Source organism: Bacteroides salyersiae WAL 10018 = DSM 18765 = JCM 12988, from assembly GCF_000381365.1.
GTDB lineage: Bacteria > Bacteroidota > Bacteroidia > Bacteroidales > Bacteroidaceae > Bacteroides > Bacteroides salyersiae.
Genome location: NZ_KB905467.1, coordinates 551916 through 563997, shown reverse-complemented (window position 1 = coordinate 563997; position 12082 = coordinate 551916). Strand labels below are relative to the sequence as shown.

At 43.2% G+C, this 12082-nt stretch carries 8 protein-coding genes and 1 pseudogene; 4 read left to right on the top strand and 5 right to left on the bottom strand.

What is annotated here, in order from left to right:
- Positions 1–170 precede the first annotated feature (170 nt).
- Positions 171–719: pseudogene (locus HMPREF1532_RS13635) on the bottom strand (hypothetical protein); the annotation flags it as partial.
- A gap of 158 nt (positions 720–877) precedes the next feature.
- On the bottom strand, positions 878–2374 hold the full coding sequence (locus tag HMPREF1532_RS13630; RefSeq protein WP_005930555.1) for a PAS domain-containing sensor histidine kinase: 1497 nt from the start codon (positions 2372–2374) through the stop codon (positions 878–880).
- Positions 2375–3141: 767 nt separating this feature from the next.
- Here HMPREF1532_RS13630 and HMPREF1532_RS13620 point away from each other — a divergent pair.
- The 3 genes from HMPREF1532_RS13620 (at position 3142) to HMPREF1532_RS13610 (ending at position 6364) form a co-directional block, all read left to right on the top strand.
- Positions 3142–4152: an AI-2E family transporter gene (locus HMPREF1532_RS13620; protein ID WP_005930553.1), complete on the top strand. Its 1011-nt coding sequence runs from the start codon at positions 3142–3144 to the stop codon at positions 4150–4152.
- Positions 4153–4221: 69 nt separating this feature from the next.
- Positions 4222–5394: a glycosyltransferase gene (locus HMPREF1532_RS13615; RefSeq protein ID WP_005930551.1), complete on the top strand. Its 1173-nt coding sequence runs from the start codon at positions 4222–4224 to the stop codon at positions 5392–5394.
- A 37-nt stretch (positions 5395–5431) separates the two neighbouring features.
- Positions 5432–6364, top strand: coding sequence for an endonuclease/exonuclease/phosphatase family protein (locus tag HMPREF1532_RS13610; RefSeq protein WP_025819087.1), 933 nt, complete (start codon positions 5432–5434; stop codon positions 6362–6364).
- 39 nt (positions 6365–6403) lie between these two features.
- Here the strand turns inward: HMPREF1532_RS13610 and HMPREF1532_RS13605 are convergent, their stop codons facing one another.
- Positions 6404–7648, bottom strand: coding sequence for an ABC transporter permease (locus HMPREF1532_RS13605; protein WP_005930546.1), 1245 nt, complete (start codon positions 7646–7648; stop codon positions 6404–6406).
- Positions 7649–7727: 79 nt separating this feature from the next.
- Positions 7728–8927 (bottom strand): pyridoxal phosphate-dependent aminotransferase, encoded by a 1200-nt coding sequence (locus HMPREF1532_RS13600; RefSeq protein ID WP_005930543.1) that lies wholly within the window; start codon positions 8925–8927, stop codon positions 7728–7730.
- A gap of 176 nt (positions 8928–9103) precedes the next feature.
- Here HMPREF1532_RS13600 and HMPREF1532_RS13595 point away from each other — a divergent pair, with 176 nt between their 5' ends.
- Positions 9104–10339, top strand: a complete 1236-nt coding sequence (locus tag HMPREF1532_RS13595; RefSeq protein WP_005930540.1) for a hypothetical protein — start codon at positions 9104–9106, stop codon at positions 10337–10339.
- A gap of 156 nt (positions 10340–10495) precedes the next feature.
- Here the strand turns inward: HMPREF1532_RS13595 and HMPREF1532_RS13590 are convergent, their stop codons facing one another.
- Positions 10496–12067 carry an ATP-binding protein gene (locus HMPREF1532_RS13590; RefSeq protein WP_005930537.1) on the bottom strand — a complete coding sequence of 524 codons (1572 nt, stop codon included), beginning with the start codon at positions 12065–12067 and terminating at the stop codon, positions 10496–10498.
- Positions 12068–12082 lie beyond the last annotated feature (15 nt).

Sequence of the window (12082 nt, the reverse complement as noted above, 5' to 3'; positions counted from 1 at the left end):
GTATTTTTATAAGAGAAATCAGCAAAACTTGCCTTTTCTTCAAATTACAGACACAAGATATTTGTTCACAATTCAGAGACACGATAAATAAAGGCGGATTTACACAGAGACCAGACCGTATATTTGCGATCTGGCTGCTGTGTAAATCCGCCTTTATTTAATAATTGAAAAAAAATCAATTTAAAATTCAAATCCTGATAATCCATCGTTCCCCCTTCCAAATTGAGCAATCCGGTGGTAGAATAACGGTAATTGAACAGATAAGATGCTTTATGTTTCTTGCTCAAAGGCCCTTCGGAAGCAAAATCAATTCCCATAATGCCCACTTGAAACACATTCTCGTTTTTCTGATTATTGCCGTTGCGCAACTTCATATCGAACACTCCGGATACGGCATTCCCATATTTGGAAGAGAAAGCACCGGTGAAGAAATCGGAGTTCTTCAATACCTGGCTGCTCAAAGATGAGAGTATTCCCCCGCCTAAAGAGGTAATGTCCGCAAAATAATTAGGGTTGGGAATCTCCACATCTTCAAGCCGCCACTGCAACAAATGGGGCGCATTACCATGAATAGAGATACCATTGGTAGAAACACCCGGTGCCACTCCGGCAAACGAAGCTACCAGACGGGCAGGATCATCGAAACCGCCGGCATAATGACTCGCCTCTTCCACACTCAGCATACGGGCACCAGCCAGGACCATCTTATTCATCTTATCCTTTCCATTATTTTCCGACAAAGATACGTCAGACGAAAGGACTGTCGTAATAAATGAGACGTAACGCAGAATTTCTGAGACAAAATGTATATACCCGGAAGAAATGCCTACCACATAAAGGGATACAGCATAAAAAAGAAAGTCAATACGATAGATTATTATTCGCCCAAACTCAATGGAAGCCTTACAATAAAACGAGTACCGCGTCCCATCTCCGAATCTACCGAAATTTTTCCGCGAAGATGTTCCACAATTGTCAGACAAATAGACAATCCCAAACCGGTACCCTGCTTGAAACTGTTCACCTTGTAGAAACGTTCGAAAATATGTTCCAAGTGTTCACGAGCAATTCCTTCTCCTGTATCTTCCACAAACAGTGCCACTTTTTCTTCTTTTTCAAGAAGAGTATAGCCTAATTTAATGTAACCTTCCTTAGTAAACTTGCGAGAGTTGTTCAGTAAATTGCCGAGAACCTGTTTCAATCGGGAGGCGTCTGTCACAATACATAAATCGTCATCCGGAAACACAGCAGTAATCTGCATCTTTTCAGAATAGAAATTCATATTCTGTTCGGTAAGAATTTCATTCATCAATGCCCGAAGAGAACATGGAGCAAATACAAACTCCATCGTATTCGACTCAATCCTTGATAAATCAAGAATATCGTTAATCAGCCGCAGCAAATGTTCACTGTTCGTATTGATCAGGTTTACAAATTCTTCACGTTCTTGATGCGACAATTCCTCGAAAGTAGAACTCAGTACATCAGAGAATCCCACAATCGCATTCAGAGGTGTACGGATCTCATGGCTCATGTTGGCTAAAAAAGCAGTCTTCAGCCGATCACTTTCTTCCGCCTTCATCCGGGCGCTGATCAAGGTATCCTCAATATCCTTATGTTCCTGTATACTCATACAGATACCGACCAAACGATAAGGCAAGCCGGACAGTTTTCCGATGTAAGTGGATTGCCCTTCAAACCACTCCCATCTTCCGTCTCCACGCAATATACGGAACGGGACAGGCTTTTCGTATATGGTATCACCACTGAACTGAACACTGAAAGCATCGAACAACTGTTTTTGGTCATCCGGATGAATCAATTTCAGATACCTGTCCATAGATAAAGTATAACCCGGTTCCGGTTCAATACCCAGATATTCGAAATAACGCGCATCAAGACTGAATATTTGGCGATCCAAATCAAAAAACCAAGGATAAATACGGGTACGGTTCAATGCCGTGTTCAGAATATATTCCTGCGTCAGTTCACTAGTTATATTCCGGAAATAAAAGATAATAACTTCTACTCCTTCGTCAAAAGGAAGTCTGCAAAAACGTCCTTTCACCGGAAATATCGTATTGGTAGACTTCTCACGGATACTGGTATTAGGAGGTAAAATTAATTCTTCTTTTCCCTGACGTATCACATCCAAAGCAGATGTAAGGATATTCTTATCCCGATAAATCAGTTCAAACAGTTCACCGGCATATAGATCTTTTTCATAAGAATCCGAGGAAATATTAATGTGAAGTCCCGTTTTTGCCTGCAAGTTAACTTGCAAAACTCTTTCATCAAATGTCAGAATAACAATGCCATCGGGCAGTATATTCAACAAACTATCGGCATAACTGATATTATCTACAGTATTCATCTCTGCTTTTTTATTTTGTTCGGTTTGTAACAAAAGATATTTTTATTGATTCCATACAAATCAAAAAGAGAAAAAATATCATGAGAATACATTATTTATCATTAGAACCATTGAAAAAGAAACCATTACCCATAAAAACAAATGGTATTCTGATTTGGATATAAAATAAAAAGTTATAACTTTACGGCGCAGGAAAACAGAAAACACTCAAAGCAATCAATATAATTGGAAAAACAAAGTACATTAAAACAATATGTATTGCCGTTTATACGGGTCAATACTATAATGATATGTGGATGGGTAATAATCGTTCTTCTATTCAAAACGAGCAAAATGGAAATGACAACTTGCTTATCAAGGCAATACGGCATTCTCATTCTGTTCGGAATCAGTGCATTTGTTTATTTCCTGTGGATTTATTGCCCTTATTTCAACAAATTATACCGGAACTCGGAAAGGAATGACAACGTAGGCCTACCGTTGGCTTCATTAGGAATGGCTCTCTGCATGTTCACATTTGCAAAAGAACAATACCTGTATGCATTCACGCTCTATATAGCTTCAACCACTGTTTTTGTACTTTTACTATACTGGGATTTATACAAAATCAGACAAAGAAAACAGAAAAGAAAAAGAGAAAAGACACGGAGAAAATCATAACAGAAACAATGACCGTTAATTAAGAAAAGAAGAGTACGAAGAACTTTTTCCTAACCAGAACTTTTCTCTCTTATTTCGCGTTTATATGAATGATAAAACATAAAACTATGAGCGTAAAAGAACAATACTGGAGATATTCACTTATTGCTATCATTATCGTACTTGGCATTGTCCTGTTCCAGCAAATCACCCCTTTCTTAGGCGGACTGCTGGGAGCACTGACCATCTATATCCTTGTCAGAAAACAGATGATACGCCTTACCACAAAACGAAAAATGAAACGGAGCACTGCCGCTCTGCTGATCACGACCGAAGCCGTCTTCTTCTTCCTGATACCTATTTCATTGGTAGTATGGATGTTGGTCGACAAACTGCAAAACCTCAATCTCGATCCGCAATCCATCATTGCTCCTATCGAAGAAATAGCCGGAATCATCAAAAGTAAAACAGGCTATGACGTATTGGGCAGTGATACGACCTCGTTTATCGTATCCGCCCTTCCCCGCATCGGGCAAGCCGTAATGGGAGGGATCAGCAGCTTTGTCATCAATCTGTTCGTACTGGTCTTCGTTTTGTATTTCATGCTGATCGGCGGTATAAAGATGGAAACATATGTCAATGCCATCCTGCCTTTTAATGCAACCAATACGGAACACGTGATACATGAGATCAATATGATTGTCCGATCCAATGCCATAGGTATTCCTCTTTTAGCCGTCATACAAGGAGGAGTTGCCATGATCGGCTATTTCATATTCGGAGCCCCCAATGCATTGTTGCTCGGTTTCCTCACCTGTTTCGCCACGGTTATCCCAATGGTGGGTACAGGCTTGATCTGGTTCCCCGTCGCCGTCTATATGGCCCTGACCGGAGACTGGCCAAATGCCATCGGGCTGGCAGCCTACGGTGGTATTATCGTCTCGCAACTCGATAACCTGATACGCTTTATCCTACAAAAGAAGATGGCCGACACTCATCCGCTCATTACTATTTTCGGGGTAGTCATCGGCCTGTCGTTGTTCGGATTCATGGGAGTGATCTTCGGACCGTTACTGCTTTCCTTGTTCTTCCTGTTTGTCGATATGTTCAAAAGAGAATATCTCGACACACGAAAATAACCGCTTGGCAAAGCATGTATCCTACCGAAAATTTGCGTACTTTTGTATCCTAAAAACGACATTACATCAATGGAAGCATTTACATTCAGTATGGCAGAACTGATATTATTATCAGTGGCAGGAGTTTTTCTGATTATCCAATACATTTACTATCTGGGAATTTACAACCGGATACATATGCGGAATATCACCGACCGGAAAAACGAACTGCACTTCACAAAGGAACTTCCTCCCCTGTCGGTCGTGATCTGTGCACGTAACGAATCAGAAAATCTGCGCCGTTTCCTTCCGGCTATCCTGGAACAGGATTATCCGCAGTTTGAAGTAATCGTCATCAATGACGGCTCTACGGATGAAAGCGAAGCCGTACTGTCCGCTTTTGAAGAAAAATACCAACACCTGTATCACAGTTTCACTCCGGACAGCGCCCGGTATATCAGCCGTAAAAAACTGGCACTGACATTGGGTATCAAGGCAAGCAAACATGACTGGCTGGTGTTCACCGAAGCCAACTGCCAGCCCGCAAGCAATCAATGGCTGCGCCTGATGGCCCGTAACTTTACTCCGCATACCCAAATCGTATTGGGATACAGTGGATATGAACGTGGCAAAGGATGGCTGCACAAACGAATATCGTTCAATACCTTGTTTACTTCACTGCGCTATTTAGGCTTTGCCCTTGCCGGAAAGCCTTACATGGGATTGGGACGAAACCTCGCTTACAGAAAAGAACTTTTTTTCAAACAAAAAGGATATTCCACGCACTTGAACCTGCAACGGGGAGAAGACGACCTGTTCATCAATCAGATAGCCAATACGGAAAATACCCGGGTGGAAACCAATGCCCGTGCCATCATGAGAATGCAACCCATAGAAAGATACAAGGACTGGAAAGAAGAAAGAGTGAGCTATATGGCTACGGCACGTTACTACAAAGGTGCCCAACGCTATCTGCTGGGCTTCGAGACATGTTCCCGCCTGCTGTTCTATGTGGCTTGTATAGCCGGTATCGTATTCGGAATCATTCACTCGCACTGGCTGGTAGCCGGCATCGCTTTCTTTATCTGGCTGTTGCGTTATACCGTGCAAGCCATCGTCATCAATAAAACAGCAACCGATCAGGAAGAAAACCGTCATTATTACTTCTCCCTGCTCCTATTCGACCTGCTGCAGCCTTTACAAACCCTCCAACTCAAGCTTTACCGCCTATATCGCGGTAAAGGAGACTTCATGAGACGTTAGAGGCACTCAATTCTAAAAAACTCTTATCAGATATTTTATGAAAAACAAAATTTTAATTATGACTGTCCTATTAATAGGACTATTGAGCTGCCAGAATCAAAAAACAGCCGAAAACGGTTCGTTTACGACAGCATCTTACAACCTTCGTTATGCCAATGCAGAAGATTCTGCCGCAGGCAATGGCTGGGGAAAACGTTATCCCGTGATGGCCAAACTGATACAATACCACGGTTTCGACATTTTCGGTACTCAAGAAGGATATATCCGGCAACTGGAAGACATGAAAGCCGCTTTACCGGGATATGAATATATCGGCGTAGGGCGTAATGACGGCAAAGAAGCAGGAGAACATTCGGCTATATTCTATCGTACGGATAAATTCGATCTTATTAAAAAAGGAGATTTCTGGCTTTCGGAAACACCCGATACGGCAAGTATCGGATGGGACGCGGTATTGCCCCGTATTTGTAGCTGGGGACACTTCAAATGCAAAGATACCGGATTCGAGTTCCTTTTCTTCAATCTGCATATGGATCACATCGGAAAAAAAGCGCGGGTGGAAAGTGCCTTCCTCGTACAGGAGAAGATGAAAGAACTCGGAGCCAATCTGCCGGCTATCCTCACAGGAGATTTCAATGTAGACCAGACACACAGTTCCTATAAAGCATTAGTAAGCAATGGAGTGTTGAAAGACTCTTATGAATCCGCAGATTTCCGCTATGCAACCAACGGAACTTTCAACAGCTTCGATCCGAACAACTTTACAGAAAGCCGCATCGACCATGTATTCGTATCGCCGTTATTTAAAGTAAAAAAATACGGGGTATTGACAGATACTTACAGAAGCACTAAAGCCACAGGTACGGAAAAAGCAAATGTCAAGGACTGCCCGGAAGAGATCTCCATTGAAAGTTATGAAGCACGTACACCGTCGGATCATTTCCCGGTCAAAGTAGAACTGGAATATTAACAATCATAATATCCCGTCAGAACAGATCCGGCCCTCCTGTTATTCGTATCGCATGGAGCTGGCCGGATTTATCTTGGTAATCAGATAAGAAGGCCCCAACAACATTAGTACAGAAGCAAGCAAGGTACCGGCATTGATGAGCAGAAAAAGCCAAACATTAAAAGAGACAGGTACCGAATCGACATAATAACTTTCGGGATCCAATTTGAAAAGATGAAACTGTGACTGTATGAGACAGAATACCAATCCGATAGCATTTCCCCAAATCATCCCCTTGCCTATCAGGAATACCGAAAACCAAAGAAACACTTTACGGATCGTAAGGTTATTCGCTCCCAAAGCTTTCAGGATACCGATCATGTTGGTACGTTCGATAATAATAATCAGCAAACCGGAAATCATGGTAAAGCCTGCTACCCCGATCATCAGAATCAAAATCACCCACACATTCAGATCGAGCAAGCCAAGCCACTCGAATATCTGAGGATTGGACTCCTCTATATTCTGCACAAAATATACACCGCCATATTTATCCGCCCGGTTATCCGTGCTTTCGGCCACCTCATAGGTGATGTCTGGCAAACGGTCATAATCCTTCACTTGCAACTCCGCACCGCTCACTTGATCGGGTTTCCAATTATTCAACCGGTTTACGGTATATAAATCCGTCAGCAGGAACAGGTTATCATATTCCGAAAAGTTAGTCTGATAAATCCCGGTAACGGTCAACGGACGAACCCGCACATTGTCCTGGATATAATAAGTAAATATCTTATCCCCCAATTTTAGCTTCAACTTATCGACAAGTGCTTTTGATATGACCACCTGTCCGGTGGCAGCCGAATCGCTGAAAGCCGGAATCTCACCTTCCAACAGATTGTCACGAAAAAACGTGGCATCAAACTCCGGCCCTACTCCTTTCAGAACCATTCCTTGGAAAGCATCGTCCGTCTTAATCATCCCCGGCTTTGTGGAGTAACGCTGCACATGCTTTATGTCCGGATTAGCCGCCAAAGCAGCCAACATACTGTCACCCACCACCACAGGATGAGTTTCGTATGACCGGACAGCATCGAAATTAGTAATCTGGATATGAGACCCGAAACCGGTCACCTTATTACGCACCTCCCTCTTAAATCCAATCACTACGGCCACCGTAATGATCATCACTGCCAAACCAATAGCAATCCCCACCATAGCGATGAGAACAGCCGGCCGCGATACCTGTTTCCCACCATCGGTATCACGATAAAGGCGACGAGCTATGAAGAGGGGAAAAGACATAGAAAATAGTGATTAGCGGGTTAGTGATAATTGATTAGCAATTCGAGTGACTGACGGGGTATCACCAATTCACTTCTATTTATTCCGTCTTCCCCGGATATGCCTCCAACGCCTTTTTAAGCACAAAGAGCGCGCGGTTCAAGTCTTCTTTCTTTAAGACATAGGCGATACGGACTTCATTCCGTCCGGCTCCGGGAGTAGTATAAAAACCGGAAGCAGGGGCCATAAAAACTGTCTGGCCTTCGTATTCGAAATCGGAAAGACACCAGGCACAGAATTTATCCGAATCGTCTACTGGCAACTTGGCTACAGTATAAAACGCTCCCATCGGAATAGGAGAATATACACCCGGAATACGGTTCAGACCGTCAATCAGGCATTTACGACGTTCCACATATTCATCATAGGTATCACGCAGATAATCTTCATTGGCATCCAATGAAGCCTCAGCAGCAATCTGACCGATCAAGGGAGGACTCAGACGGGCCTGGCAGAATTTCATCACAGCATCACGTATCTCCTTATTTTTCGTGATCAAGGCACCGATACGGATACCACATTCAGAATAGCGTTTCGATACCGAGTCGATGAGCACCACATTGTTTTCAATGCCTTCGAGATGACAGGCAGAAATGTAAGGAGAACCGGTATAGATAAATTCACGGTAAACTTCATCGGAGAAGAGGAAAAGATCGTATTTCTTCACCAGATCACGTATCTGATTCATCTCTCTGCGAGTATACAAATACCCGGTAGGATTGTTCGGATTACAAATCAAGATCGCTTTGGTACGCTCGTTGATCAGTTCTTCGAACTTCTCTACCTTAGGCAAGGAAAAGCCCTCTTCGATGGTAGTGGCAATGGTACGTATTTTTGCTCCGGCAGAGATGGCAAAAGCCATGTAATTGGCATATGCCGGTTCGGGTACAATAATTTCATCACCCGGATTCAGACAGGAAAGGAATGAAAAAAGCACCGCTTCCGAACCTCCGGAAGTGATAATTATATCATCAGCCGTCAGGTTGATATTGAACTTTGCATAATATCCTACCAATTTCTCCCGGTAGCTGCGATATCCCGCACTCGGGCTATACTCCAATACTTTACGGTCAATATTACGTATGGCATCAATCGCGACCTGAGGTGTGGGCAGATCCGGCTGTCCGATGTTCAGGTGAAACACATGTACCCCTCTTTGCTTTGCTGCATCAGCCAAAGGAGCCAGCTTTCTGATAGGAGATGCAGGCATCTCGTTTCCGCGAATGGATATTGTTGGCATAATGTTATTTACTTATTTATCGATTTACTATTTTTAATTAGAGAGGGCAAATGTACACAATAAATCGGACACAGAGACATAAAAACTTTAAAAACCTTATCAAGGGTAAAAACGTTATGGTATTATGAAAAGAAAGCTATACATTTGTCATATACAAAACCCAAAACAATACCATAATGACCATAAACCTCATTACGTTTGCGTCACTACTACACAAACAGGCTTCTGCACTCAATTCGCACGAAGTGATATTGAATGAATTAGAGAAATATTTCACGGTCCGGTTTGTTAATTATGAGGATATCGACAAGCTGAGCAATGATGATTTCAAAATCATCTTCATAGCCACCGGCGGAGTAGAAAGACTGGTTATACAACATTTTGAATCTCTCCCCCGCCCTGCCATCCTTCTGGCAGACGGCATGCAAAACTCACTCGCAGCAGCGCTTGAAATATCTTCCTGGCTCCGTAACCGGGGTATGAAAAGCGAAATTCTCCACGGAGAACTCCCATCCATCATAAAACGTATACAGATTTTATATAATAACTTCCAGGCACAACGTTCTTTGTACGGAATGCGCATAGGCGTTATCGGAACACCCTCTTCATGGCTCGTAGCCAGCAATGTAGATTATTTGCTGGCCAAGCGTCGCTGGGGAGTGGAATACATCAATATCCCCCTCGAACGGGTGTACAAAATTTACGAACGCATCAATGACAATGAGGTGGGTGCTTCCTGCGCTGCCGTCGCTTCGCAGGCACTGGCTTGCCGGGAGGGGACTCCGGAAGACATGCTAAAAGCAATGCGTCTCTACCGGGCCGTGAAAAGAATATGCAAAGAAGAAAAGCTGAGTGCAGTCACTTTAAGTTGTTTCAAGATAATAGAGCAGATCGGCACTACCGGCTGTCTGGCATTGGCTATGCTGAACGATGAAGGTATACTTGCCGGATGTGAGGGTGACCTGCAATCCATATTCACGTTGTTAGCAGCCAAAGCATTGACCGGAAAGGCCGGATTTATGGCTAATCCTTCCATGATCAATGCCCGAACCAATGAGATTATTCTGGCTCACTGTACCGTTGGATTAAAACAGACGGAAAAGTATGTGATCCGTAATCATTTTGAAACGGAAACAGGGATCGGTATTCAAGGAATTTTGCCTACAGGAGACGTCACCATCCTAAAATGTGGTGGAGAATGCCTGGACGAATATTATCTTTCCACAGGCACACTCACCGAAAATACGAACTATATCAATATGTGCCGCACACAGGTACGCGTCAAACTGGATACACCTGCCGATTATTTCTTAAAGAACCCGTTAGGAAATCATCACATCCTGATACACGGAAATTATGAGACGGTACTCAATGAGTTCCTGCAAGCTAACTCCTGTAAAAGAACGGAATAGAGAGGAAAGAATCAGACGCTTCCCCAAAAATCTTCTCATCCCTACTGACCCCAAAAAAGAGACCGTTCATATACTTGCCAATATACAAGTATTATGAATGGTCTCTTCTTTTATCTTGGATGATCTCTCTTTTTGAAATGACGGAAGAAACTGAATTTATTCTTCCATTACCCACTCCTCTATATTTCTGGCCTTACTACTAAAACTCACACCTATCTTGAACAGCCGTCGAGGATCATTTTGAAAAGATTGCCCGTAACGTTTCTCATTGATTTGCGCCAAAGCCTCTGCAGCCGTAGCGTCCTGTTTGAATTCCATAAGGTAGATATAATGATCGGTTGTCAGCACCAAGTCCACACGCCCCCGGTTCGTATGGTATTCCACCCGAACATAAAAGCCCATCATCTTGAACACGATAAAAAGCACGTTCTGAAAAAACAACTCCACATTACGTTGCGGCTCCTGACCGACAATCACCTCGTAGGGAGCATCCGCAAAGAAGCTCTGCAGACGACGGAAAAAACCGTCCACTTTCGCATGTTCCACCTCAGATACAAACTTGCGGATTTCAAACGGTGCTTCAGATTCACTCTTGTCTGTATAGAAAGGCATCAGATAATTCAAAAAGCCTTCCTCTACTTCCTGATTAGGATAATCCAACGTATAAAGTCTAAAACGGCTGTCGTAATCCTTTATAGTCAGATATCCGCTCTGATAGATAACAGGAATGGGATGAGTACCTTCCGAATCGATACTGTCCAGCACATCTGCCGTAACCTCCACTCCCTGAATTTCTTCCAACCGGTAATTATGCTTTTTCAGCAGGTAAACCAAGTAAGAGGGAGTACCTGTAGCAAACCAGTAATTGCCGAATGCCATAGAGTCGAACGTATTGAGCAGACTGAAAGGATTGTAGATACCGGGAGTGTTGAAATTAAAATGATAGCCGTCATAACGTTTCTTCATTTCAAGGCACACGCTATCATAATCCATATTCTGCGCTTCGGCAAGAAGATGCAGGTCTTTGTCAAAATACTGATGCAGTTCTTCATCCGTGATACCGCAAATATCGTTATAATCACGACGCATGGAGATATCCTTCAAGTTGTTCAAGTCACTGAACACACTCACTTTTCCAAACTTCGTGACTCCTGTCAGAAATCCTAACTTGATGTAGCCGTCCATACTTTTCAACACACCATAGAAAGGCTTCAAGGTATTACAGAACTCCTTTTGCAATTCAGGATTACCGATGGCCTGCAACATAGGCTTGTCATATTCGTCCACCAGAATAGCGACACGATGTCCCGTCTTTTCCACAGCACGCTCTATAACACCGGCAAAACGCAAGGCAATCGTACGTTCCGATTTGTTGGCGCCATAAAGCTCTTCCCATTTGGCAACGTTCTTTTCCAGCATGTCATCCAGACTTCCGGGTATGTCATATTTGCCGATATTCAAGTCGAGATGAAAGACCGGACGCACCGTCCAATTCTCCTCCAGCTGTTCTATCGCCAACCCTTTAAACAGTTCACGCTTTCCTAAAAAATAGGCTTCAAGGGTGGAAATCAGCAGACTTTTACCGAAGCGGCGCGGACGACTCAGAAAATAGTAACTGCCGGTGGTCACCAGCCGATGTACCCATGCGGTCTTGTCCACATAGACATAACCGTCTTTGCGCAGCTTCTCAAAATTCTGTATGCCAATAGGATAAATTCTTTTTTCCATATATTTTTATTCTCT

Excerpts from the sequence above, each read along its gene's own strand:
- HMPREF1532_RS13610 (WP_025819087.1), top strand. The coding sequence starts at position 5,432 with ATGAAAAACAAAATTTTAATTATGACTGTCCTATTAATAGGACTATTG.
- HMPREF1532_RS13615 (WP_005930551.1), top strand. The coding sequence starts at position 4,222 with ATGGAAGCATTTACATTCAGTATGGCAGAACTGATATTATTATCAGTG.
- HMPREF1532_RS13600 (WP_005930543.1), bottom strand. The coding sequence starts at position 8,927 with ATGCCAACAATATCCATTCGCGGAAACGAGATGCCTGCATCTCCTATC.
- HMPREF1532_RS13605 (WP_005930546.1), bottom strand. The coding sequence starts at position 7,648 with ATGTCTTTTCCCCTCTTCATAGCTCGTCGCCTTTATCGTGATACCGAT.
- HMPREF1532_RS13590 (WP_005930537.1), bottom strand. The coding sequence starts at position 12,067 with ATGGAAAAAAGAATTTATCCTATTGGCATACAGAATTTTGAGAAGCTG.
- HMPREF1532_RS13620 (WP_005930553.1), top strand. The coding sequence starts at position 3,142 with ATGAGCGTAAAAGAACAATACTGGAGATATTCACTTATTGCTATCATT.
- HMPREF1532_RS13595 (WP_005930540.1), top strand. The coding sequence starts at position 9,104 with ATGACCATAAACCTCATTACGTTTGCGTCACTACTACACAAACAGGCT.
- HMPREF1532_RS13630 (WP_005930555.1), bottom strand. The coding sequence starts at position 2,374 with ATGAATACTGTAGATAATATCAGTTATGCCGATAGTTTGTTGAATATA.